The 24,055-nt window shown below is 67.0% G+C and carries 17 protein-coding genes and 1 tRNA gene; 8 read left to right on the forward strand and 10 right to left on the reverse strand.

The annotated features are described in order from the left end of the window. Positions 1-755: 755 nt before the first annotated feature. Positions 756-832: transfer RNA gene (locus DN824_RS01255), tRNA-Arg, on the reverse strand. 392 nt (positions 833-1,224) lie between these two features. Between DN824_RS01255 and gabD the strand changes: the two genes are divergently transcribed. From gabD to DN824_RS01275, 4 genes are all read left to right on the forward strand, one after another. Beyond that, the gene (gabD, locus tag DN824_RS01260) at positions 1,225-2,673 is read left to right on the forward strand and encodes an NADP-dependent succinate-semialdehyde dehydrogenase (RefSeq protein WP_138406581.1); all 1,449 of its coding nucleotides are present in this window, start codon (positions 1,225-1,227) and stop codon (positions 2,671-2,673) included. Between the two features lie 454 nt (positions 2,674-3,127). Next, a complete protein-coding gene (locus DN824_RS01265) occupies positions 3,128-5,233 on the forward strand; it encodes a 3-hydroxyacyl-CoA dehydrogenase NAD-binding domain-containing protein (protein WP_138406582.1) in 2,106 nt (701 codons plus the stop codon). Positions 5,234-5,263: 30 nt separating this feature from the next. Further along, positions 5,264-6,460, forward strand: a complete 1,197-nt coding sequence (locus DN824_RS01270; RefSeq protein WP_138406583.1) for an acyl-CoA dehydrogenase family protein — start codon at positions 5,264-5,266, stop codon at positions 6,458-6,460. 12 nt (positions 6,461-6,472) lie between these two features. Next, positions 6,473-7,615, forward strand: coding sequence for an acyl-CoA dehydrogenase family protein (locus tag DN824_RS01275; RefSeq protein ID WP_138406584.1), 1,143 nt, complete (start codon positions 6,473-6,475; stop codon positions 7,613-7,615). A gap of 380 nt (positions 7,616-7,995) precedes the next feature. On the opposite strand, the gene DN824_RS01280 is transcribed toward DN824_RS01275, so the two are convergent. Both DN824_RS01280 and DN824_RS01285 read right to left on the reverse strand, forming a co-directional pair. After that, complete coding sequence (locus DN824_RS01280) at positions 7,996-9,354, reverse strand: spinster family MFS transporter (protein ID WP_138406585.1); 1,359 nt, start codon at positions 9,352-9,354, stop codon at positions 7,996-7,998. Between the two features lie 105 nt (positions 9,355-9,459). Further along, positions 9,460-10,380 (reverse strand): alpha/beta hydrolase family protein, encoded by a 921-nt coding sequence (locus DN824_RS01285; protein WP_138406586.1) that lies wholly within the window; start codon positions 10,378-10,380, stop codon positions 9,460-9,462. A 99-nt stretch (positions 10,381-10,479) separates the two neighbouring features. On the opposite strand from DN824_RS01285, the gene DN824_RS01290 reads away from it, so the two are divergent. Then, on the forward strand, positions 10,480-11,058 hold the full coding sequence (locus tag DN824_RS01290) for a TetR/AcrR family transcriptional regulator (protein ID WP_138406587.1): 579 nt from the start codon (positions 10,480-10,482) through the stop codon (positions 11,056-11,058). A gap of 10 nt (positions 11,059-11,068) precedes the next feature. On the opposite strand, the gene DN824_RS01295 is transcribed toward DN824_RS01290, so the two are convergent. Continuing rightward, a complete protein-coding gene (locus DN824_RS01295) occupies positions 11,069-11,854 on the reverse strand; it encodes an IclR family transcriptional regulator (protein WP_138406588.1) in 786 nt (261 codons plus the stop codon). A 698-nt stretch (positions 11,855-12,552) separates the two neighbouring features. Between DN824_RS01295 and rpmB the strand changes: the two genes are divergently transcribed. Continuing rightward, the gene (rpmB, locus tag DN824_RS01300; protein ID WP_138406589.1) at positions 12,553-12,789 is read left to right on the forward strand and encodes a 50S ribosomal protein L28; all 237 of its coding nucleotides are present in this window, start codon (positions 12,553-12,555) and stop codon (positions 12,787-12,789) included. Between the two features lie 10 nt (positions 12,790-12,799). After that, entirely contained in the window at positions 12,800-12,955 is a 156-nt protein-coding gene (gene rpmG, locus DN824_RS01305) for a 50S ribosomal protein L33 (RefSeq protein WP_045423166.1), read from the forward strand. A 102-nt stretch (positions 12,956-13,057) separates the two neighbouring features. Here the strand turns inward: rpmG and aptA are convergent, their stop codons facing one another. After that, positions 13,058-14,371, reverse strand: a complete 1,314-nt coding sequence (gene aptA / locus DN824_RS01310) for an omega-aminotransferase AptA (protein WP_138406590.1) — start codon at positions 14,369-14,371, stop codon at positions 13,058-13,060. A gap of 158 nt (positions 14,372-14,529) precedes the next feature. Between aptA and DN824_RS01315 the strand changes: the two genes are divergently transcribed. Beyond that, positions 14,530-16,023: an aldehyde dehydrogenase gene (locus DN824_RS01315; RefSeq protein WP_138406591.1), complete on the forward strand. Its 1,494-nt coding sequence runs from the start codon at positions 14,530-14,532 to the stop codon at positions 16,021-16,023. A 203-nt stretch (positions 16,024-16,226) separates the two neighbouring features. On the opposite strand, the gene DN824_RS01320 is transcribed toward DN824_RS01315, so the two are convergent. The 5 genes from DN824_RS01320 to DN824_RS01340 form a co-directional block, all read right to left on the reverse strand. Further along, a complete protein-coding gene (locus DN824_RS01320; protein ID WP_138406592.1) occupies positions 16,227-16,616 on the reverse strand; it encodes a response regulator transcription factor in 390 nt (129 codons plus the stop codon). Next, positions 16,613-19,435 carry an ATP-binding protein gene (locus tag DN824_RS01325; protein WP_138406593.1) on the reverse strand — a complete coding sequence of 941 codons (2,823 nt, stop codon included), beginning with the start codon at positions 19,433-19,435 and terminating at the stop codon, positions 16,613-16,615. The genes DN824_RS01320 and DN824_RS01325 overlap by 4 nt, the downstream gene beginning before the upstream one ends. 196 nt (positions 19,436-19,631) lie before the next feature. After that, positions 19,632-21,260 carry a diguanylate cyclase gene (locus tag DN824_RS01330; RefSeq protein WP_138406594.1) on the reverse strand — a complete coding sequence of 543 codons (1,629 nt, stop codon included), beginning with the start codon at positions 21,258-21,260 and terminating at the stop codon, positions 19,632-19,634. Then, on the reverse strand, positions 21,253-21,639 hold the full coding sequence (locus DN824_RS01335; protein WP_138406595.1) for a response regulator: 387 nt from the start codon (positions 21,637-21,639) through the stop codon (positions 21,253-21,255). Before DN824_RS01335 ends, DN824_RS01330 begins: the two co-directional genes overlap by 8 nt. Beyond that, positions 21,636-24,053, reverse strand: a complete 2,418-nt coding sequence (locus tag DN824_RS01340; protein ID WP_138406755.1) for a PAS domain S-box protein — start codon at positions 24,051-24,053, stop codon at positions 21,636-21,638. Before DN824_RS01340 ends, DN824_RS01335 begins: the two co-directional genes overlap by 4 nt. Between the last annotated feature and the right edge of the window lie 2 nt (positions 24,054-24,055).

A 24,055-nucleotide genomic window follows, 5' to 3' on the forward strand; every position in this document is an offset into this window, starting at 1 on the left:
GGTAACGGATCGCCCAAGGTTACAGCCTGATCCGACCTGAGTTTTTCGCTAACCGGTTGAAAACAAAGGATTTCACGTTTTTGGCACGCCCTATGCTTTCTGTATGGCACAACAAAAATAATAAGCGGCAAAAACCAAACAAGAACGATACGTATCGGCTCTCGCACAATAACGACAAGACGGCAGAGACGAAGCTAACCGATTCTTTTGGAGAGGAAACGCCAGCGGGCATGACCCGGCGGCCAGTCGAGAATAAAAAACTGCACGAGCAGCTCGGTGACTGGCGGTAGATGGCGCTTCAGCGACCAAAAGCATCCGTTATCTACTGGGCCGAGATGGCCTCCACCACTTGGTGGGCAGAAAAACAAGAGCGTTCAAACTCAAGGGAGCTTCGGCTCCCTTGAGTCGTTCTGGTGTCCGGGATTTATGGGCGCTCTGCAGGCAGCCGCGAATTGCGGGCTTGCGCTGCCATCCGGCGGTGGTCGGCGTCGCCTGGTCACGGCGGCCTGTACGCGATCGCATGAATCTGGCCAGCTGCGCAACACGGGTGGGCGCTTCAACGGAATACGGACCCAGCCTCCGAAAACTTCCTTCCTGCAATTGCCCTTGATCCAAGCGAGCCTTCATTGAAAGGCTCGCCCGCAAGCGGTGTGGCAGCGCTGCCTTCTTAAGTCGTCCGGTTGGAAGCCCGGCGAATGGATCGCTGAAAACGACGCCAAAAAAAAGCCCCAGGCGCTTTACCTGGGGCTTTGATATGGCGCATCCGGCGGGATTCGAACCCACGACCCCTGCCTTCGGAGGGCAGTACTCTATCCAGCTGAGCTACGGATGCGTTGCGGGCCGCATGATACGCATCTCGCTCGCGGCCGTCCATGGCGCTTCGGCGGCTGCCGGGGGGCGTGGACGGAGGGGGTGAGTGCGGGGCCCGATGATGAGGCGAAAGCAGCTGGAGCCTCGGGTGGCGTCCGAGCGACTGCTGGCGGCCGAAGGCCGCATCACGCCCGGCTATGGGCTGTTAATTTTATCGAACATGTTGTTGCGGTTGCGGGCGCATGGACCTAGCATCCGTTTGAGATTTCAAACGCCACCTGTTCTATCAGGAACCCCGCAGGCCTGCCGCTCTCTGATCCGGGACGAGGCTGCGCCGCGGCGCTTCGCTCCCTTTCCGCGGCCCCAGGGCCAGGCCCATAACCGGCGCGCGACGCCGGCTCGAAGGAGACTGCCATGCAACTCAAAGACACTACGTTGTTCCGCCAGCAGGCCTATATCGACGGCGCCTGGGTGGGGGCCGACGGTGGCCAGGCCATTTCCGTGACCAATCCGGCCACCGGCGAGACGCTGGGCACCGTGCCGAAGATGGGCGCCGCCGAAACCCGGCGCGCGATCGAGGCGGCCGAGCGTGCGTTGCCCGCCTGGCGTGACCTGACCGCCAAGGAGCGCTCGCAGAAGCTGCGTCGCTGGTTCGAACTGATGATGGAAAACCAGGACGACCTGGGCCGCCTGATGACCCTGGAGCAGGGCAAGCCGCTGGCCGAATCCAAGGGCGAGATCGCCTATGCGGCCTCGTTCATCGAGTGGTTCGCCGAGGAGGCCAAGCGCGTCTATGGCGACACCATCCCCGGTCATCAGAAGGACAAGCGCATTCTGGTGATCAAGCAGCCGATCGGGGTGACCGCGGCGATCACCCCGTGGAACTTCCCGGCGGCGATGATCACCCGCAAGGCCGGCCCGGCATTGGCCGCCGGCTGCACCATGGTGCTCAAGCCGGCCAGCCAGACGCCGTTTTCCGCGCTGGCGCTGGCCGAGCTTGCCGAGCGCGCGGGCATTCCCAAGGGCGTGTTCAGCGTGATCACCGGGTCCGCCGGCGACATCGGCAACGAGCTGACGGCCAACCCGACGGTGCGCAAGATCAGCTTCACCGGCTCCACCGAAGTCGGCGCCAAGCTGATGGAGCAGTGCGCGCCGGGGATCAAGAAGGTCTCGCTGGAGCTGGGCGGCAACGCGCCCTTCCTGGTGTTCGACGACGCGGACCTGGACGAGGCGGTCAAGGGCGCGATGCAGTCCAAGTACCGCAACGCCGGGCAGACCTGCGTCTGCGTCAACCGCATCTACGTGCAGGACGGGGTCTACGACGCCTTCGCGCAGAAATTCCAGGCGGCGGTAGAGAAGCTCAAGGTCGGCAACGGCCTCGATGAGGGGGTGGACATCGGCCCGCTGATCGACGACCGCGCGGCGACCAAGGTACGCGAGCACATCGAGGATGCCGTGGCCAACGGTGCGAAGGTCCTGACCGGCGGCAAGGCGCACGAGAAGGGCGGCAGCTATTTCGAGCCGACCCTGATGGTGAACGTGCCGCACAGCGCCAAGGTGGCGAAGGAGGAGACCTTCGGCCCGCTGGCGCCGCTGTTCCGCTTCAAGGACGAGGCCGAGGGTATCGCCCTGGCCAACGACACCGAGTTCGGCCTGGCGGCCTACTTCTATTCCCGCGACCTGGGCCGCGTGTTCCGCGTGGCCGAGGCGATCGAGGCCGGGATGATTGGCATCAACACGGGGCTGATCTCCACCGAGGTGGCGCCGTTCGGTGGCGTGAAGTCCTCCGGGCTCGGCCGTGAAGGCTCGAAGTACGGGATCGAGGACTACCTGGAAATCAAGTACCTCTGCTTGTCCATCTGAGACAGGCCGCGGAGCGGCGCTGGTACTTCGCTGAAAAGCCGATCGGATGATCGGCTTTTTTGTGTTCGGGATTTCGGCCCGGGTCGGCTGGTTGCATGGCTGGCTGGGGGCTGCTTGCCGGGCCATCGATTCGCGGTCAAGACCGTTCCCACAACCGGGCCCCCGATGCCGAGGGGGCGGTCGGGGACGCCTGGTCTTGACCGAGAATGCTCTGGAAGTACCAGCGCCTCGACGGATTCGCTGCCGGACAACAGCGAGGCGGGTGCCTTCTGCCGAAGCCTTTCGGCCGACATTCGTCTCGCCAATGGCGCTTGTCCGAGCACGGGCAGGTGCTATGACTGATCGGGCCGTTTTCGTTCTCGACAGACCAAAATGACTTTTGTATTCTGCTGTGCGAAATATGGTTTCGTGAAATAACAAATCTAAAAACACACCTCACCAGCGGAGGCCTGCCATGTCAGAAGTCGTTCGGCTCGAGCGCCGGGGCGATATCGCCCTGATCACGGTCAACAATCCACCGGTCAACGCACTCGGCGTGGCGGTTCGCTCCGGGCTGCAACAGGCCTTCGAACGCGCCGAGGCCGATACCGAGTTCCGTGCGGTGGTGCTGCTCTGCGAGGGCACGACCTTCATTGCCGGCGCGGATATCAAGGAGTTCGGCAAGCCGCCGCAGTCGCCGAGCCTGCCGGAGGTGATCGAGATCATCGAGGCTGGCAGCAAGCCCAGCGTCGCCGTGATTCACGGCACCGCGCTCGGCGGCGGACTGGAGGTCGCGCTGGGCTGCCATTACCGCATCGCCCGGGCCGACGCCAAGGTCGGTCTGCCCGAGGTGAAGCTGGGCCTGCTGCCCGGCGCTGGCGGTACCCAGCGGTTGCCGCGTCTGGCCGGCGTCGCCAAGGCGCTGGACATGATCGTCAGTGGCCAGCCGATCGGCGCGGCCGAGGCGGTCGAGCACCGCATCGTCGACGAGCTGTTCGAGGGCGACCTGGTCGAAGCCGGCCTGGCCTACGCCCGCCGCATGGTGGAGGAAGGTCGCGCGCCCCGGCGCAGCGGCGAGCAGACCGCCGGCCTGGAAGGCGTCGACAACGCCGCGTTGATCGCCGCCAAGCACGCCGAAGTGGCCAAGCGCATGCCGGGCCTGTTCTCGCCGCTGCGCTGCGTGGCGGCGGTGGAAGCGGCCACCCGACTACCGCTGGCCGAAGGGCTCAAGCGCGAACGCGAGCTGTTCGTCGAGTGCCTGCAATCGCCGCAGCGCGCGGCGCTGGTGCATGCCTTCTTCTCCGAGCGCCAGGCGGCCAAGGTCGCCGGGCTGCCTGCCGATGTGTCGCCCCGCCCGATCAGGAGCGCCGCGGTGATCGGTGGCGGCACCATGGGCGTCGGCATCGCCCTGTGCTTCGCCAATGCCGGGCTGCCGGTCAAGCTGCTGGAAATCGACGACGCGGCGCTCGGCCGTGCCCTGCAGCGCGCCCGTGATATCTGCGGCGCCAGCGTCAAGCGCGGCAGCCTGACCCAGGCGGCCATGGAGAAGCGCCTCACGCTGGTCCAGGGTGTGACCGACTACGCCGCGCTCGCCGACGTCGACCTGGTGATCGAGGCCGTGTTCGAGGACATGGGCGTCAAGCAGCAGGTGTTCGAGCGGCTCGATGCGGTCTGCAAGCCCGGCGCGATCCTCGCCTCCAACACCTCGTCGCTGGACCTGAACCAGATCGCCGCCTTCACCAGTCGCCCCGAGGATGTGGTGGGCCTGCATTTCTTCAGCCCGGCCAACGTCATGCGCCTGCTGGAGGTGGTGCGCGGCGAGCGGACCAGCCATGAAGTGCTCGCCACCTCGATGGCGCTGGGCAAGACGCTCAAGAAGGTCGCCGTGGTGGTGGGCGTCTGCGATGGCTTCGTCGGCAATCGCATGGTGTTCCAGTACGGCCGCGAGGCGGAATTCCTGCTCGAAGAGGGCGCCACGCCCCAGCAGGTGGACGCCGCGCTGCGTGACTTCGGCATGGCCATGGGCCCGTTCGCCATGCGCGACCTCTCCGGGCTCGACATCGGCCAGGCGATCCGCAAGCGCCAGCGCGCGACGCTGCCGGCGGGCCTCGACTTCCCCACGGTGTCCGACAAGCTCTGCGAAGCGGGGATGCTCGGGCAGAAGACCGGCGCCGGCTACTACCGCTACGAGCCCGGCAACCGCACGCCCCGGGAGAACCCGGCCCTCGCCGAGATGCTGGAGGCCGCTTCGCGGGAAAAGGGCATCGAGCGCCGCGCGCTGGACGAGGCGTACATCATCGAGCGGACAATCTACGCGCTGGTGAACGAAGGCGCGAAGATTCTGGAAGAGGGCATCGCCCAGCGCTCCAGCGACATCGACGTCATCTACCTCAACGGCTATGGCTTCCCGGCGTTCCGCGGCGGGCCGATGTTCTACGCCGACAGCGTCGGGCTCGACACCGTGCTGGCGAAGGTCAAGGAACTGCACGCGCGTTGCGGCGACTGGTGGAAGCCGGCGCCGCTGCTGGAAAAACTGGCCGCCGAAGGCCGCACCTTTTCGCAATGGCAGGCCGGCCAGTAGCCGCCTGCACCCCTGCTCAGAGGACTACCCATGAACGTCAACTACACGACCGAAGAGCTCGCCTTCCGCGACGAGGTGCGTGCCTTCCTGTCCACCGAACTGCCGGCGGACATCGCCACCAAGACCAAGCTGGGCAAGCACCTGTCCAAGGAGGACCACCAGCGCTGGCAACGCATCCTGTCGAACAAGGGCTGGTACGCACCGGGCTGGCCGGTGGAGCTGGGCGGCACCACCTGGGGTCCGGTGGAAAAGCACATCTTCGACGAGGAATGCGCCGCCTTCGGTGCGCCGCGCACCATCCCGTTCGGGGTCAACATGGTCGCCCCGGTGATCATCAAGTTCGGCACCCAGCAGCAGAAGGATCACTACCTGCCGCGCATCCTCTCGGGCGAGGACTGGTGGTGTCAGGGCTACTCCGAACCGGGCGCCGGCTCGGATCTCGCGAGCCTCAAGACCCGCGCCGTGCGTGACGGCGACCACTACGTGGTCAACGGCCAGAAGACCTGGACCACCCTCGGTCAGCACGCCAACATGATCTTCTGCCTGGTCCGCACCGATCCGGAGGCCCAGCAGCAGCGCGGCATCAGCTTCCTGTTGATCGACATGAGCACGCCGGGCATCAGCGTGCGGCCGATCATCACCCTGGACGGTGACCACGAGGTCAACGAAGTCTTCTTCGACAACGTCCGCGTGCCGGTGGAAAACCTCGTCGGCCAGGAAAACCAGGGCTGGACCTGCGCCAAGTACCTGCTGACCCACGAGCGCACGGGCCTGGCCGGCATCGGCGCCTCGAAGGCGGCGCTGGCGCATTTGAAGCGCATCGCCATGAAGGAGGTCTGCGACGGCAGGCCGATGCTCGAAGACCCGCTGTTCCGCGCCCAGGTCGCGGAAGTCGAGATGCAGCTGATGGCCATCGAGATGAGCACCCTGCGCATCCTTGCGGCGGCGAAGGAGGGCGGCGTGCCCGGAGCCGAGTCCTCGATCCTCAAGGTCAAGGGCACCGAAATCCGCCAGGCCATCACCCATCTGCTGCGCAAGGTCATCGGCCCCTACGCGCTGCCCTTCCTCGAAGAGGAGCTGCAGCTGGACTACGACGGCGAGCTGCTGCACGCCGACTACAGCGCGGCGCTGGCCGGCGACTACTTCAACATGCGCAAGCTGTCGATCTTCGGCGGCTCCAACGAAATCCAGAAGAACATCGTCTCGAAGATGATTCTCGAGCTGTAAGGGGGCACCGCAATGGACTTCAAACTGACTGAAGAGCAGCAGATGCTGCAAGACACCGCGGCGCGCCTGGTGCGCGACGCCTACCCGTTCGAGCAGCGCGAGAAATTCAGCGAGTCTGAACTGGGCTTCTCCGCCGGGTTCTGGGGACAACTGGGCGAACTGGGCCTGACCGCCGTGCCGTTTTCCGAGGAGATGGGCGGCTTCGGCGGCGGTGGCGTGGAAACCATGCTGGTGATGACCGAGCTGGGCCGCGGCCTGACGCTCGAGCCCTACCTGCACTCGGTGATCTTCGCCGGCGGGCTGATCGACCAGCTCGGCAGCGAGGCGCAGAAGCAGGACCTGCTGCCCCAGGTGGCGGCCGGTTCGCTGCAGCTGGCGGTCGCCTTCGAAGAACCGCAGAGCCACTACAACCTCAACGACGTGCAGACCCGTGCCGAGGCCGTGGACGGCGGCTATCGCCTTTCCGGGCGCAAGGCCGTGGTGATCGGCGGGCACAGCGCCGGGAAGATCGTCGTCTCCGCGCGCACCTCGGGCGACAGCCGTGACGAGGCGGGGATCGGCCTGTTCCTCGTCGACCCGAACGCCCAGGGCGTGACACGCCGCGTCTACCCGACCATCGACGGGCGCAAGGGCTGCGAGCTGTTCCTCGACAACGTCCAGGTGACGGCCGACGCGGTGCTCGGAGACGTCGGCAATGCACTGCCCGCGCTGCGCTACCAGCAGGGCCGCGCCATCGCCGCGCAGTGCGCCGATGCGCTGGGCAGCATGCAGGAGGCCTGCAAGCTCACCCTCGACTACCTGAAGACGCGCAAGCAGTTCGGCGTGCCGATCGGAAAGTTCCAGGTCCTGCAGCACCGGATGGTGGACATGCAGACCGAACTGGAGCAGGCCACCAGCATGGCGATCCTCGCCGCGACCTTCGCCGACGGCGAAGACAACGACGACCGCCGCCGCATCCTCGCCGCCGCCAAGTACGTCTGCGCCCGCGCCGGTCGCAAGATCGCCGAGGAAGCCATCCAGCTGCACGGCGGCATCGGCATGACCTGGGAATACAACCTCGCCCACCACGCCAAGCGCCTGGTGATGATGGCCCACGAGCTGGGCGACGATGACCATCACCTGAAGGCTTATACGAAGCTGATGCAGGTGGCGTGATCGGCCGAGGTCGCGTGAACGAAGACCCGCTCCCAGGAGCGGGTTTTTTGTGGGCGGTCGATGCGTGGTTTGGTTTGGATGGTCGAGCGTAGGGTGGATGTCGCCTTTTACATCCACGCGGCGGGTTGGCAACCGTGGATCGGTGGATCGGTGGATCGGTGAAGCGTGATCCACCCTACGGTGCCGGTTCGAGGGTGGATGTCGCTTTTCACATCCACGCGGTTGGGTTAGCGCCTGTGGTTTGGTGGATCGGTGGAGCGTGATCCACCCTACGGTGCTACGGTGCTGGTTCGTAGGGTGGATGTCGCTCTTCACATCCACGCGGCTGAGGCGCCGCCGGTGGTTTGGTGGATCGATGAAGCGTGATCCACCCTACGTGCTCAGGCGGGCTTGGCCTGGGTGTCGTCCGCTGTCGCGCTCTGCGGCTTCCACGCCTGCAGCCGGTCGAGGCTGCCGCGGTAGTGCTTGAGTCCCATGCCGAGCAGGATCATGGCGCCGACCAGGGCGATGCCGGTGACGATCAGCAGCGAATAGCGCAGGGCGTTGTCGTCGCCGAAGACGAAGTCGGTACCCAGGGCCACCGCCGTCGGGCCGATGCCGAGGCCGACCATGGTGATGACGAACAGGTACACCGCCGAGGCCTGGCCGCGCATGGAGTTGGGCATGATTTCCTGGATCGCCGCCGGTCCGACGCCGAAGGGCATGGCGATGGTGAACACGTGCAGGGCGATCAGGGCCAGCGCCAGTTCGCCGCTGCCGGCCAGGTACGCGAGGTTGAGCGGCAGGGTCAGCGCGGCGGAGACGATGCCCACCCGCAGCGGGGCGTCGCGATAGCCGCGGCGGTGCAGCAGGTCGGACAGCCGCCCGCCGGCGATGATGCCCAGCGAACCGGCCACCGCCACCACCGAGCCGTAGAGCACGCCGACGTCGCTGGCCGACCAGCCGTAGGTGCGGATGAAGAAGGTCGGAATCCACGCCGAGCTGCCATAGGCGGCGAAGGCCAGGCAGGCGAAGCCGAAGTTGTGGCAGAGCACGGTGCGGCGGTTCTGCCGGATATAGCCGGCCACCTCGCTCAGCGGCACCTCGACGCCAGCGCCGACGCCCTTGCGCGACGGTTCGCGGATCAACAGCAGTACGGCGGTGAACAGCACCCCGGCGGCGCCGAGGACGAGGAAGATCAACTGCCACGGGCGCATCATGCCGAGCACCGGCAGTTCCACATCGCCTTGCGCCGAGGCGAACTTGACCACCAGTCCGCCGAGCAGAAAGGCCAGGCCCGAGCCGATGTAGATGCCCATCGAGTAAACGCTCATGGCGGTGCCGCGCAGCTTGGGCGGGAAGCTGTCGGCGATCAGCGAGTAGGCCGAGGGCGATAGCGCGGCCTCGCCGACACCGACGCCGATGCGGAATACCAGGAACTGCCAGAACGTGCGGGCGGTGCCGCACAGGGCCGTCATCAGGCTCCACACCAGCACGCCGACGGCAATGATGCCGCGACGGCTCTTGCGGTCGGCCAGGCGCCCGATCGGCACGCCGCAGATGGTGTAGAACACCGCGAAGGAAAAGCCCATCAGCAGGCTCATGTGGGTATCGGTGATGTCGAGATCGCGGCGGATCGGCTCGACCAGCAGGTTGAGAATCTGCCGGTCGACGAAGGACAGCACGTAGGCGAGCATCAGGATGGCCACCGTCATCCAGGCGCGGGCGCTCGAGGGATAGCCGTTATTGTTGTTGTGCATGGCAAGCTCCGATTGGCGGGGGGCTGTAGCCAGCCCATCCTCACTGTTGTCGGAGATCAGCCATCCGGCAAGCTGAATAATCCTCGGATATGTTCCGCGATAGGACTACGGCGTTTCGCTATGCGGAACTCGCGCTGTCGGTCGAACCTCCTGTCCGCTCTGGTCGCCCACCAGTTCCGGCAGCAGCCAGGGTGACCACAGGTTGTCGGCGAAGCCGCGGCGGAAGAAGCCGAAATGGCCGATCCGCGTGGCGCCCACGTCGACGGGGGCGATGCGGTGCATGGTCTTCGGTGCGCCGCTATAGAAGCCGTGGAGGGATTCGGTGTTGCGCGCCGACATCATCTCGTCGTCGGTGAAGGACAACGACGTCAGGGGCGTTCGCACCGCCGCGAAGGCCTGGCGCACCGGCTCGCCTTCGATGCCGACCAGATACTCCGGGTGCAGGCACCAGCGCCGCCACTGGCGGATCACCCCGGCCGGCAGGTCACCGACCGCGCCGATGCGATCGCCTGGGAAATACCCGGCGACGGCGGTCAGCAGCGGAGCCAGGCCGTGCCAGAGCAACCAGGCCTTGCGCCGGATCTGCGGGCTGTTCTCGCGCCAGTAGCCGCTGCCGGCGGCGATGGTGACGATGCGGGTCAACCGGTCGTGGCCCTTGACCAGCGGCAGGATCTGCGCGCCGACGCTGTGGCCGATCCAGTACAGCGGCAGGTCGCCGGCCGCATCGGCGACCGTGGCCAGAACCGCGCTGCAGTCGTGGCGGCCCCAGTCGAGGATGTCCACCTGGAGCGTGCGCAGCGGTACCGAACGGGAGCGGCCCATGCCCAGGTAGTCGAAGGTCACGACGAGGTAGCCGCGCTCGGCCAGCCAGCTGGCGAAGTCGGCATAGAAGCGCTGCTTCACGCCCATCGCCGGTGCGATGATGACGGCGCCGCGCGCGGGACCGCTCGCTGGGTACCAGTAACTGGAAAGGGTGTGGCCGTTGCCGTTGTCGATCGCGCGTTCTTGCGCCTGTATCGTCGTCATCTTGTTGTTCTCCGCTCTTTCGCCCGTGCGGCGATCGAAGCAGTATACGAACACCAGAATATAATTCTAGAAAATTATTCTAGTCAGAAGGGAGGCCGGATGGCCCGCAGTAGCCGCAAGCAGGAAATCCTCCAGGCCGCGCTCGCCTGTTTCACCGAGTACGGGGTGGAGGCGACCACCATCGAGATGATCCGCGACCGCTCCGGCGCCAGCATCGGCAGCCTGTATCACCACTTCGGCAATCGCGAACGGATCATCGCCGCGCTGTACCTGGAGGGCATCGGCGAGTACGCCGCGCGGCTCGAGGCCGGGTTGATCGAGACGCTGGATGCCGAGGCGTGCGTCAGGTTGTTCGTCACCTGCTACATCGACTGGGTGGTGGCCAACCCGGACTGGGCGCGCTTCGTGCTGCACAACCGCGGGCGGGTCGAGGCGGGGGAGATGGGCGATCGGCTGCGCGAGGTCAACCAGGCCCATGGCGAGCGGGTCGCCGCGATCCTGCGTCGCCACCGTGAAAGCGGTGCTTTCAGGCGCATGCCAGGTGACTGTTTCATCGCCGTGGTGATCGGGCCCTGCCACGACATGGCGCGCAACTGGCTGGCCGGGCGCTCGCGCACCGCGCTGGCCGATGTCCGTGAGCTGCTCGCGGACATCGCCTGGGCCAGCGTCAGGGCCTGACGGTTAACGATCAGACGCCGAGGCTTTCGATGTCGCGGGCGAGCATTTCCAGCTGGTGGGCCAGCGAGCCCTTGAGGGTGGCTTCGTCGAGCTGGAACGAGGGGGCGCCGCAGGTCAGCGACATGATGCTGCCGTCGGACAGGCGCAGCGGCACGCCGGCGGCCTTCACGTTGCGGTCCCACTCGCCCAGCGACAGGCAGAAGCCGGTGCGTTCGTATTCGGCGAAGGCGCTCTCCAGCGAGGCCTTCATCGCGTCCCAGCCGTCTTCGTACTTGTCGGCGAGCAGCGCCATCAGGTGCTCGCGCTCCTTCTCCGGGGTGGCGGCCAGGTAGGCGCGACCCGCGGCGGTGGTCGCCAGCGGCAGGCGTACACCGGCGTCCATGCGCAGCGAGGTGACCTCGGCCGGACGGCAGTTCTCGATGTAGATCATCGACAGGCGATCGCGGCAGGTCAGGCCCACCGTGGTGTTGGTGCGCCGGGCGAATTCGTCCATGTAGGGCTTGGCCAGCTGGCGCACCCGCAGGTTGGAGACGTAGGCGTAGCCCAGGGCGAGCACGCCGGAGTCGAGCTGATACTTCTCCAGCTGCTGCGAGTAGCTGAGGTAGCCGAGCTTGGTCAGCGTGTAGGTCATGCGCGACACGGTCGGCTTGGGCAGGCCGGTGATGCGGGCGATGTCCTGGTTGCCCATCACCACCGAGCCGTGGGTGAAAGCGCGCAGCACGTCCAGGCCCCGGGCCAGCGCCTCGACGAACTTGCGATCCTTCGGGGTGCCGCTGTCTTCAACGTCGTCGCTCATGTCTCGGTGGTCTCGCAGGTGGGGGCGGGCGAACGATAGCAGATCACCCGGTGGCATACAGCGAACGGGACGATCGTTGCGAGGGAAATGTCTGTCGAATGCGTTTATATTCGATATTTCATTTCGCACAGTAAAACATATTGCGTGGTTTCGTCGACCGCAAGGCGCCGCCTTGCCGGTTAGTACGAGGAAAGCCGAGCGATGTGGAGACTCGGGAATATGACGGCCACGTTTTCGGGTCGAGCACTGCAGCGACTCGTTCGCCGGGACGCTCCCCAAGAAGAGGGGCTTTCGATGGAGCGGTCGGGAGGCCTGGTCTCGACTGCGAAGGGATCGGTACGGTTTGCGCCCAGGGCGGCCCTGATCGCTGCCCGGCTATATAAAGGAAGGAACCCGGTCAGGCCGTCGCCGCGTTGCGTCCGCCTGCGGCGACGGACGGTCGTTCGGCTCCAGGCGCCGGGACACGGGCGCTGGAGATCGTAATCGCGCCCGGGCAGGCCATTGGGAAAAGCCATTTCGCGCTTGTGAGGTGGGGGGCTTTCTGATATAAAGCAGCGCTCTTTTCTAGGGGCCCGGCTCTTCGCACGACGCTGCGGCTGGTAAGACCCCGATGAAACGCGGCGCAGAGCGCCAAATGACTGAGAGTTCAAGCGGCCAACCCATGCCGGGTTGGGCATGTGGTTTTAGAGGGCTGAGGCATGTCTAGAGTCTGTCAAGTTACCGGTAAGGGTCCGGTAACCGGGAACAACATTTCCCACGCAAACAACAAAACCCGTCGTCGTTTCCTGCCGAACCTGCAGCATCACCGCTTCTGGGTCGAGTCTGAAAATCGCTTCGTTCGTCTGCGCGTTTCCGCCAAGGGCATGCGCGTCATCGACAAGCGTGGTATCGATACCGTCCTGGCTGAACTGCGCAGCCGCGGCGAAAAGGTTTAAGGAGAACGACATGCGTGACCTGATCCGTTTGGTGTCCAGCGCCGGTACCGGCCACTTCTACACCACCGACAAGAACAAGCGCACCACGCCCGACAAGATCGAAATCAAGAAGTACGATCCGGTCGTTCGTAAGCACGTGATGTACAAGGAAGCCAAGATCAAGTAATTGATCCGGCCCTTGACCAAAAAAACCCGCCTCCTGGCGGGTTTTTTCGTTTCCGGGGTCTGGTTACGCCGGCGGCCGCTCGGGCGGCGCCGGCGCTCGCGGTCAGCCCGCCTTGCGGATCGCCTCGGCGAAGCGGCCGAACAGGTCGTCGATATGGGACTTCTCGATGATCAGCGGAGGCGACAGGGCGATGGTGTCGCCACTGGCGCGTACCAGCAGGCCATCCTCGTAGCACTGGCGGAAGATGCCGTAGGCGCGCTTGCCGACGCCCTCGGCATGGGTCTCGAACTGCACGCCAGCGACCAGCCCCACGGTGCGGATGTCGGCGATGTGCGGCAGGTCTTCGAGGTTCTTCAGCGCGCTCTGCCAGTAGCTCTCCAGCTCGATGGCCTTCTGGAACAGGTTTTCCCGGGCGTAGATGTCCAGGGTCGCCAGGGCGGCGGCGCAGGCGACCGGGTGGCCCGAATAGGTATAGCCGTGGAAGAACTCGATGGCGCTGTCCGGGCCGGTCATGAAGGCGTCGTAGAGCTCGTCGGAGACGAATACCGCGCCCATCGGCACGGCGCCGTTGGTCAGGCCCTTGGCGCAGGTGATGAGGTCGGGGGTGACGCCCCAGCGCTGGGACGCGAAGGCTTCGCCGACGCGGCCGAAACCGGTGATCACCTCGTCGAAGATCAGCAGGATGCCGTGCTTGCGGGTGATCTCGCGCAGTCGCTGCAGATAGCCCTTGGGCGGCAGGATGACGCCGGACGAGCCGGACATCGGCTCCACGATCACCGCCGCGATGTTCTCCGCCCCGTGCAGGGTGACCAGGCGCTCGAGCTCATCGGCCTTTTCCGCACCCTGTTCGGGCAGACCCTTGGCGAAGCGGTTGCGCTCGATGTCCAGGGTGTGCGGCAGGTGATCCACGCCCGGCAGCAGGGCGCCGAAGGCCTTGCGGTTGTTGGTCATGCCGCCGACCGAGATGCCGCCGAAGCCGACCCCGTGATAACCCAGCTCGCGGCCGATCAGGCGGGTGCGGGTACCCTGGCCGATGGCACGCTGGTAGGCGAGGGCGATTTTCAGGGCGGTGTCCACCGACTCGGAGCCCGAGTTGGTGAAGAACACCCGGTTGAGCCCGGCCGGCGTGATCTCGCTCAGTCGCTCGGCCAGCTGGAAGGGCAGCGAGTGCCCCATCTGGAAGGTCGGCGCGAAATCCATCTTCGACAGTTGCTGGGTCACCGCTTCGGTGATTTCCCGGCGCCCGTGCCCCGCGTTGCAGCACCAGAGCCCGGCGGTGCCGTCGAGGATCTGCCGGCCGTCGTCGGAGGTGTAGTACATGCCCTCGGCACGCTCGAGCAGGCGCGGCGCGCTCTTGAACTGGCGGTTGGCGGTGAAGGGCATCCAGAAGTGGTCGGGCTGAGCGGTGTGGGCCATGGGAAAGCTCCGGAGCAGGGGGCGGGTTCGCCGAGTCTATGTTTAATAAAACGAACAAAACAAGGCAAAAACCGCGCCGTTCGTAAAAAATATTGATATAGCCCACGGCCCGGTTTAGGGTGCCCTTTTCCATGGTCGACCACCTCGAGGAATTCCCCATGACCCGCCTGACACTCGCCGACTGGCAACAGCGCGCCCGCGACCTGCAGATCGAAGGCCGCGCCTTCATTCAGGGCGAATACACCGGTGCCGAGGCCGGCGCCACGTTCGACTGCATCAGCCCCCTGGACGGCCGGGTGCTGGCGCAGGTCGCGAGCTGCGACCAGGCTGACGCCGACCGTGCGGTGGTCAGCGCACGCAAGGCGTTCGAGTCCGGCGTCTGGTCGCGCCTGGCGCCGGTCAAGCGCAAGGCGGTGATGATTCGCTTCGCCGGGCTGCTCGAGGCCCATCGCGAGGAACTGGCGCTGCTGGAAACCCTGGACATGGGCAAGCCGATCAGCGATTCGCTGCAGCTGGACATCCCCGGCAGCGCCCGGGCGCTGCGCTGGAGCGGCGAGGCGATCGACAAGATCTACGACGAGGTGGCCGCCACCGCCCATGACGAACTGGGCCTGGTCACGCGCGAGCCGGTGGGCGTGGTCGCGGCCATCGTGCCGTGGAATTTCCCGCTGATGATGGCCTGCTGGAAGCTCGGCCCGGCGCTGTCGGCGGGCAACTCGGTGATCCTCAAGCCGTCGGAGAAATCGCCGCTGACGGCGGTCCGCATCGCCGCGCTGGCCCTCGAGGCCGGCATTCCGCCGGGCGTGCTCAACGTGCTGCCGGGCTACGGCCACACGGTCGGCAAGGCGCTGGCGCTGCACATGGACGTCGATACCCTGGTGTTCACCGGCTCGACCCGGGTCGCCAAGCAGCTGATGATCTATGCCGGCGAGTCGAACATGAAGCGTGTCTGGCTGGAAGCGGGCGGCAAGAGCCCGAACATCGTGTTCGCCGATGCGCCGGATCTCAAGGCCGCGGCCGAGGCGGCGGCGGGCGCGATCGCTTTCAACCAGGGCGAGGTCTGTACCGCGGGCTCCCGCCTGCTGGTGCAGCGTTCGATCAAGGATCGCTTCCTGCCGATGGTGGTCGAGGCGCTCAAGGCCTGGAAGCCGGGCAACCCGCTCGACCCCGAGACCACGGTCGGCGCGCTGGTCGATACCCAGCAGCTCGGCACGGTGCTCGGCTACATCGAGGCCGGCCGCCAGGGTGGCGCCCAGGTCGTGGTCGGTGGCCAGCAGACGCTGCAGGAAACCGGCGGCCTGTATGTCGAGCCGACCATCTTCGACGGCGTCGACAATGCGATGAAGATCGCCCAGGAGGAGATCTTCGGGCCGGTGCTGTCGGTGATCGCCTTCGACGAGCTCGAAGAAGCCATCGCGATCGCCAACGATACCCAGTACGGCCTGGCCGCGGCGGTGTGGACGTCCAACCTGTCCAGGGCCCACCTGGCCGCCAAGGCGCTGCGCGCCGGCAGCGTGTGGGTCAACCAGTACGATGGCGGCGACATGACCGCGCCCTTCGGCGGCTTCAAGCAGTCGGGCAACGGCCGCGACAAGTCGCTGCACGCCTTCGACAAGTACACCGAGCTGAAGGCGACCTGGATAAAGCTTTGAGGAAAAGCAGCTGGAAGCTGGAAGCCAGAGACTGGAAGGCGAAGCAGGCGCAAGCGCGCTGACCTCGACTCTCGGCGTCAAGCTTCAAGCTGCTTCATTGCCCCCACTTGCCGCTGCGGCGCATCGCGCCCCACTGGTGCTTGCTGCGCGAGAACCAGTGCCAGCGCCATGAACGGCCCGGCAACCCCGCCGAGCGCGTGGGGTCACCGGGGTCTCCTGATGAAGCGGCGGATGCGGGCGAGCAGTTCTTCGGGCTGGAAGGGCTTGGTCACGTAGTCGTCGGCGCCCAGCTCGAGCGCGCGGACGATGTCCACCTCGCGCGCCTTGGCGGTCAGCATCAGCACCGGCACCTTTTCCCAGCCGTTCTGGTTGCGCAGCCGTTCGATCAGCTCCAGGCCGTCGTGATAGGGCAGCATGATGTCCATCAGCACCAGGTCCGGCGGCGTGCGGTTTTCGATGCGCTCGATGGCCTGCCGGCCGTCGGCGGCGTGGTCGACCACGAAGCCGTGGCGTTCGAGCATGAAGCGGATCAGGAAGGCGATGTCCTCCTCGTCTTCCACCATCAGGATCTGAGGACCGGCGGATTCGCTCATGGATTCTCCTCGGTGGGCGTAACGGGGTTCTGGGGCCAGTGATCGAGGTGCTGCTGGATCAGCGCCGCGAGGTCGGTGCCGTGGTGGCGCGACTTGACCAGGCGGCGCAGCACCAGTCGGTTGTCGGTACCCGGCGCGTCGAGGGCCGAGAAGATGATCACCGGCGTCGGCGGGCGCGCGGCGGCCAGTTCGTCGAGCAGCTTCAGGCCGTCGCCGTCGGGCAGCATCAGGTCGAGGATGGCCAGGTCATGGTGGCGCTGTGCGAGCTGCTCGCGGGCCTCGGCCAGGCTGCCGGCGCCGTGCAGGTCGATGTCCAGCGGCGCCAGCAGGCTGGAGAGCAGCTCGCGCAGGTCGGCATCGTCCTCCACGTGCAGAAGGCTCGGCCGGTGCCCGGGAGGGTGCAGGCAGGCGCGCACGCCCTCCATCACCCGCGAGGGGTCGACCGGCTTGTGCAGCCAGTCGAGTACGCCGACCGCGTTGCCGCGAACGGTACCCTCATCGGTGCTGCGCTCCTGCGGCTGCAGGTCCACCACCAGCACCGGCAGGTGGCGGTAGGCGGCCTGGGTGCGCAGCTGCTGGAGAAAGGCGATGCCCTCGGCATCGGCCAGCGCCGGGCTCAGGGTCAGGGCCTGGAAGGGCCGTTCGGCGAGCACCTGCAGCGCCTCGTCGGCGCTCGCGGTGACCACCGGCGCATAGCCCTGCCGCGCGAGGATCTGCGCCAGCTGGCGGGCGGCGCGGTCGTCGGGCTCGATCACCAGGATTCGCGGCGCCTGGCTGGAAATCGGTGTCGGCTGCGGCGCGCCATTGGCCACGGGCAGCCGCAGAAAGAAGCGCGTGCCGCGGCCCTGCTCGGATTCGAAGCCGATCTCGCCGTGCATCTGCTGGACCAGCGAACGGGTGATGGCCAGTCCCAGGCCGGTGCCTCCGCGGCGGCGCGCGTCGGACGCGTCGGCCTGGGCGAAGCGTTCGAAGATGCGGGGCTTGAAGGCGTCCGGGATGCCCTGGCCACGGTCGGCCACCGTCAGCAGCAGGCCGTCCTGCTCGAGGCGCAGCGAGACGGTCACGGTGCCGCCGGCGGGCGAGTGCTTGATCGCGTTGGACAGCAGGTTGTCCATGATCTGGGCGAAGCGGTCGGTATCCACCTCCACCTGGGCGTCGTCGGCGGGCCGCGCCAGTTCGAGCGAGACCCCGTATTCCCGGGCGTAGGGCCCGATGTCGAACATCGCCTGCTCGACCAGCGGGAGCACGGCGTTGCGGGTGGTATGGAAGGTGAGCCGCCCCGCTTCGAGCTTTTCGATGTCCAGGATGTCGTTGATCAGGCGCACCAGGCGCTCGCTGTTCTTGTGGGCGATGTCCAGCAGCGGGCGCATGCTCGGCTCGACCTCGCCCATCATGCCGTTGGCCAGCATGCCGAGGGCGCCGCGGATGGCCGTCAGCGGGGTGCGCAGTTCATGGCTGACGGTGGAGATGAACTCGGCCTTCATCCGTTCCATCTGCCGGCGCGCGGAGATGTCGACGGCCACCGCCAGCACCTGGCAGCTGCCGTCGGCCCGCTGCAGGGGCCGTTTGACCAGCTGCAGCCAGCGTTCCTGGCCGTGCAGGTCGATCAGGTGCAACTCCGGATAGCGGCGTTCGACGTGCTGCTCGACCAGTTCGGTGTCGCCTTCGAGCAGCGGTTGCAGCCGCTGGTGGTGTTCCAGTTCGGCCGGCAGCCGGCCCTCGATCTGCTCGGGGCTCAGCCCGACGAGCGCGGCGAAGGCCCGGTTGCAGAGCCGGAACCGGCCTTGGTCGTCGCGCACGAAGATCAGGTTTTCGTCGGCATCGACCACCTTGCGCAGGAAGCTGCGCTGCTCCTGGAGGCTGTCGCGGTTGCGCTGGTTCTCGGTGACGTCGCGGGCGATGGCCAGATGATCGCCGAGGCCGGTGGGCACCACGCGCACCTCGAAGACGTTGCCCCGGGCGTCGCGCCACTGGCTCTGGCTCTGGCGCTCCGTGGCCTGCCGTGCCTGCGGCACCAGCGTCTGTTCGATGTCGCGCGGCACCGCGGTGCGCGAGTCGCCCGGCAGCGACAGGCAGCGCACCTGTCCGTTCGCGTCGATCTCGTAGAGGGTGTCGGGCACCGCCTGCAGCAAGGCGTCCAGTCGTGCCTCGCCGGCCTGCGCCGCGCTCGCCAGGCGCTGGCGAATCGACAGGCTGCGGCGGATCGCCCACAGCGCGGCGACGAACAGCGCCATCACCAGCAGGCTGCCGATCAGTGCCAGCGTTCGACTGCGCGCGAGCACGGCCTCGGCCGCACGGTTCTCCAGCTCGAGCAGGTGGCGTTCGGCGGTTTCCGCCTCGGCCAGCAGCGCGCGCAGGGCATCCATCGTCTGACGGCCGCCCGCACCGGCCAGGCGTTCGGCCGCGGCGGCCAGGCCCGCGTCGCGGCGCATCTGGATGTTGGCCGCCGAGATCGCCAGCCGCCGGTCGATGAGCCGGTCCAGTTCCTGCTGCCAGTCCGGGCGCGGCAGCTCGCGTTGCGCCAGCAGGCCGACCAGCGTGTTGCGCTCCTGCGGCAGGCGCGCCAGGGCTGTCTCGTAGGGTTTCAGGTAGGGCGCAAGGCCGGTGATGACGAAGCCGCGCTCGCCGGTCTCGATGTCCTGCAGCGACGAGAGCACGTCCTGTATCGCGGTGATCAGTTCCAGGCTGTGGGTCACGGTCTGGTTGGCGTGGACCAGCGACTGCTGGGTCCGCTTGCCCTGCCAGGCGAGGGCCGCCAGCAGGACGAACGCCAGCACGAAGGCTAGGCTGTGCCAGCTGATCGAAGGTTTTGCTCGCAAACCGGGTCTCCTTGTCGACCGGTAAGCACTGGCGGCGGCCGGCCCGGGCTCGCGGCGGCGAGGTTGCCGGGCAGCGTCCTGCCGCGTGTAGCGCTTTACGTGGCGCAGGCCTGGCGGGTCCGCTCCGTCCAGGCACGCTGTCTATTGTTCGACCGGCCGTCCCTGGGGCGGTTCGTCCGTGGCCCCGGTGGGGCCGTCAGCCGGCGAGGCGGACTTGGTTGCGACCGTTGTGCTTGGCGCTGTAGAGGGCACGGTCGGCCTGCTCGAGCAGGTCGTTGGGGCGCACGCCCTCGGCGGTTTCGGCGACCCCGGCGCTCAGGGTCACGTTGAAGCGCTGGCCGTCGGCGTTGAAGATCAGCTCGGCGAAACGCTCGCGGATCTCGTCGATCACCTGTTTGGCCTGGGTGGCCGAGCAGTTGGGGAGGACCGCGACGAATTCCTCGCCGCCGTAGCGGCCCAGGCTGTCGACGCGGCGCAGGCGCTGACGCATCAGGTTGGCCAGCGCGCGGATGACGTTGTCCCCGGCGGCGTGGCCATGGCTGTCGTTGACCTTCTTGAAGTGGTCGATGTCGAGCATGACCACGCTGGTGGGCTTGCCCGAGCGCCGCGCACGCTGCACTTCCACCGCCAGGTGTTCCTTGATGTCGGCGTGCTTGAGCAGGCCGGTGAGGCTGTCGCGCGCCAGCGCGTTGCTCAGCGAGCGGGCCCGCTGCGCATGGGAGAACACCGAGGAAATCAGGGCGTTGTCGCTGATCGGCTTGGTGATGAAATCGTCGCCGGCCTTCACCAGCGCCGCCATCTGCCGGGTGATGTCGGTTTCGGCCGAGAGGTAGATGATGGTCACCCGCAGCCATTCGTCGTTCAGGCGGATGGCCTGCGCCAGTTCCGGGCCGGAGCAGCCGGGCATGTTGACGTCCAGCAGCACTACCTCGGGATTGAAGCCGTGCAGGGCCTCGAACAGCCGGGCGGGCTCGCCGAGCACCTCGACCTGCATCCGCGCGCTGCGCAGCACCAAGGCATAACGCGTCGCCAGCTCCAGATCGTCGTCGATGATCAGCACCCGGAAGGGCTCGCCCTGCTGCTGGTTCAGGCAGCGCTCCAGGCGTTGTTCCAGGCGGGTGATGTCCAGCGGCCGGGTGAAGTAGCCCTGGGCGCCGGCCCGCACCGCGGCCAGCTGGCTGTCGAAATCGTCCCGGTCGTCGATCACCAGCAGGGGCAGCGGCGCCTCCAGGCGCTGCTGGATCGCGGCGACTTGCGGCAGGTCGTCGTCCTCGCCGAGGCTGAGGATCAGCGCGTCGGGCAGCTGCCGGGCCAGGGCCCCGGCCAGCGCCTGCGCGGTGGCGAAGTGGCTGACCGCGTAGCCGAAGTTGCCCAGCGTCTGGGTCATGCCGGTCGCCGCGTCGAGATCGCCTTCGAGCAGGTAGATGCTGGCGCCGCCGGCCTCGCTCTGGCTGTCGGCGAGAACCGGTTCGGGTGTCGGCGCCGAGGTCGTTCCGGGCATCTGCGCGGCGAATCGGGCGATGTCCCGACCCAGCTGCTCGAGGCTGCCCGCGGCGCTCTGCCCGGGCACGAGCCAGGTGTCGGCGCGTTGTTCGAGCCGCCTGGCCTCGTCGCCGACCTGGGCGAAGCCGAAGGTCGCGGCCGAGCCGGCGAGCTTGTGCAGGCGATCGCGGATCTCGCCGAGGTGGTCGAGGGCCTCGGGTTCGCGGTCATGAACGAAACCGGCCAGGCGGGCCAGTTCCGGCAGTTCCAGGCTCAGCCGTTCGGCGAACCTGTCGGTCAGGGCTTGCAGCTGGCGCTGCAACTCGAGCCCGGGATCAGTCATGTAGGCGTTTCCAGATGTCCTGTAGGCGTGCGGACAATTGCATGGGATCGAAGGGTTTGGCCAATACGTCGCGGGCACCGAGCTGGCGCAGCTCGTCGAGCCGCTCCTGGTCCACGGCACCGGTAAGAAATACCACCGGCACCTGGGTCAGGTCGATGCGCTGGCCGAGCTGGCGCAGCAGCTCCACACCGTCCATCTCCGGAAGCATCATATCGAGCAGGACCAGATCGGGCGCGAAATCCTCCACGCGCGCCAATGCTTCCCTGGCCGACAGACAGCTGAGCACCTCGAAGCCGCCGATCCTTTCCAGTGCCACGCGGGTCACCACCTGGATCGAGGGAACGTCTTCGACATGGAGAATCCGTTTGAGCTGCTTCATGGCTGGTGACCCTCACTGGTCGTTGCCGGTTGTTCGTAGCGCGGCAGCTCGAACCAGAAGCAGGCGCCGCGGCCCTCTTCGGAGTCGAAGCCGATACGTCCGCCCATACGTTCGATCAGATCCTTGCTGATGGCCAGGCCGAGGCCGGTGCCGCCCTGCTGGCGGGTGTCCGACGAGTCGGCCTGGGCGAATTTCTGGAATACCCGCCCGCGAAAGCTGTCGCTGATGCCCGGCCCCTGGTCGGTGACGCTGACCCGCACGGCGTCGCCACGGGCCTCGGTGCCGATGAGGACCGCTTCGCCAGGCGGCGAGAACTTCGCGGCATTGGACAGCAGGTTGTTCAGAACCTGGTGCAGGCGCAGGGTGTCGACGCGCACGAGCGCCTCGCTGGTGCCCGTCAGGCGATAGCGCACGCCGAGCCGTTCGGCATAGCCCTCGTTGCTGCGCAGGGCCTGTTCGAGCAGCGGCTGCAGGGGCTGGATCTGCAGGTCGAAGCGCATCTTGCCGGCGTTGAGCTTGTCCATGTCGAGCAGGTCGTTGATCAGCTCGGTCAGCCGCTGGCTGTTCTGGTGCGCGATGTTCAGCAGCTCCTGCAGGTGAGAGGGCACTTCCCCGGTCGCTTCGCCGCAGATCAGGGCCAGCGAGCCGGTGATCGAGGTCAGCGGCGTGCGCAGCTCGTGGCTGACGGTGGAGACGAACTCGCGCTGCAGCTGCTCGATGCGCTTGCGCTCGGTGATGTCGTGCAGCACCGCGACGGCGCCGATCTGGTCGCCGTCCGGGGCGTGCAGCGGGTCGGCGTTGACCAGCACGTGGCGTGGCCGGCCGTTGAGCACGATGGTCATCTCAAGGTTGGTGATGTGCTCGCCGCGCAACGCCCGGCGCAGCGGAATCTCCTCTTCCTCGAGCGGGGTGACGCCGTCGGCATGGTAGAGGTCGTAGCGGCTGGCCCACTGCTGCGGGGAGACCGGCGCGGCGTCCTGGCCGTGCCATTCCCGGGCCTTGTCGTTGAACAGCGTCAGGTTGCCGTCTGCGTCGCAGGCGATCACCGCTTCGGACAGGGCTTCGAGCAGGCGACGGTTCATTTCCTGCTGCTTGGCCAGCTCGTCCTGTTGCGCGCGGCGCTCGGTGATGTCGGTGACCAGGCCGTGCCAGAGCACCGAGCCATCGGGTCGCGGCATCGGCGTGGCGCGAGCCTCGACCCAGATCAGCCCCTTGCGCGGATGGTTGATGCGGTGCTCGAAGTGCCACGGCGAGACGGCCGCGGCGGCGGCACGGATGGTGCGGCTGACGCGCTGGCGATCGTCCGGGTGCATGACCGCGAACAGCGGATTGACGCTGTCGGAGATCTGGTTGGAGGTCAGCCCGTAGATGCGCTCGATGCCCTCGCTGGCATAGGGGAAGTAGCCGCGCTCGCCGGGTCGCCAGAGGTACTGGAAGAGCATGCCCGGCACTTGGGCCGCGATCTGCTGCAGGCGCAGCTGGAGCTGCTGCTGGTAGCCCATGTCGTAGGCGATGGCGAGGTAGCCGCGTAGCCGCTGCTGGTCGTCGATGATCGGGGAGATGCTCAGCTGCACCGGGATCAGGCCGGCGTTGCGATGCCGCATCTGCCATTCGCGCAGCTCGCGCTGGCCGCGTTGCAGCCCGGCGGTCAGCACCTCGAAACCGGGTTCGATCCGCTGCCCGAACTCCTGCGACATCGCCGAGGCGCGGGCCTGCAGGGCCTCGGCGGGCAGCAGCGTCTGCGCGAAGGGCTGGTCGAGCAGCTCCACCTCCTTGTAACCGAGCAGCTGCTCGACGGCGGGGTTGATGCTGGCGATGTGTCCCTCCTGGTCGACCACCACCACCGCGCTATTGGCGCTGTCGAGGATGGCGCGCTGCAGCGCGGCCTGCTCGGCGTGGCGGCGCGTCAGCAGGCGCTGCTCGAACAGGCGGATGACCTGACGGCCGAGGCGCTCGAGCGCGTCGCGCTGCTGGTCGTTGAGCTGGCGCGGCTTGCGGTCGATCACGCAGAGCGTGCCCAGGTTGAAGCCGTCGGGCGTGGTCAGGGGCGCCCCGGCGTAGAAGCGGATGTCCGGCGCATCGGTGACCAGCGGATTGTTGGCGAAGCGCGGATCGCGGGTGGCGTCCGGCACTTCGAACACATCGTTGCCCTGGATGGTATGGGTGCAGAACGAGATTTCCCGCGGGGTCTCGCTGACGTCCAGCCCGACGCGGCTCTTGAACCACTGCCGGCGCTCGTCGATCAGCGAGATCAGGGCGATGGGCGTGCCGCAGAACTGCGCGGCCAGCTGGGTGAAGTCGTCGAAGGCCTCCTCGTCGGGCGTATCGAGGATCTCGTAGCGCAGCAGGGCGGCCAGGCGCGAGGACTCGCGCTGCGGGGTGTCGCGCGTCGTGTTCAGGTTCGCAGGTTCCATCG

Source organism: Stutzerimonas nosocomialis, assembly GCF_005876855.1.
In the GTDB taxonomy this organism is placed as follows: domain Bacteria; phylum Pseudomonadota; class Gammaproteobacteria; order Pseudomonadales; family Pseudomonadaceae; genus Stutzerimonas; species Stutzerimonas nosocomialis.